Genomic DNA, 554 nt, shown 5'->3' with positions numbered 1-554 from the left:
GTCCTGGCTGGAGCATTGACGACAGTTAAAATCGTGGCAGGACGCGCACATCCTGGTGGCGCGCATCAATCTCTCGCACGCAAACCATGACTATTCTCGTCACTGGCGGAGCCGGGGTTATCGGCTCCCATTTCATTCTCGACTGGCTGGCCCAGCACGGTGAACCGGGGCTCCATCTTGATAAAATTGCTTATGCCCGCAAACCCGAGAATCTGGTTGCTCTGGCCGGCGACAGCCGATACATACTGATTCCGGGAGATATTGGTAATCAAATCTTGGTGGATGAATTGCTGGCACAGCATGCGCCGCGCGCGATAGTCAATTTTGCGGCGGAATCCCATGTGGATCGGTCCATCTCAGGGCCGAGCGCATTTATTGAAACAAATATCGTTGGCACATTTAATTTGCTCGAATGTGCGCGGCGCTATGTCGCATCGCTTGAGGCAAGCGCGCGCGACGGATTCCGCTTTCTGCATGTGTCCACAGACGAGGTCTATGGTTCGTTGGAGCCAGCAGCACCGCCATTTCGTGAGGATCATCAATATCAGCCAAAC

General features: G+C 54.3%; 1 protein-coding gene. It reads left to right on the top strand.

Features of this window, described 5'->3' with window-relative positions:
- Positions 1–86: 86 nt before the first annotated feature.
- On the top strand, positions 87–554 hold a 468-nt coding region (locus KDH83_RS31290; protein WP_212323012.1), incomplete at its 3' end, for a GDP-mannose 4,6-dehydratase.

The organism is Achromobacter sp. Marseille-Q0513 (assembly GCF_018195695.1).
Taxonomy (GTDB): domain Bacteria; phylum Pseudomonadota; class Gammaproteobacteria; order Burkholderiales; family Burkholderiaceae_B; genus Achromobacter.
The sequence above is the reverse complement of the archived record's forward strand: the minus strand, read 5'-3'. Positions and strand labels throughout refer to the sequence as shown.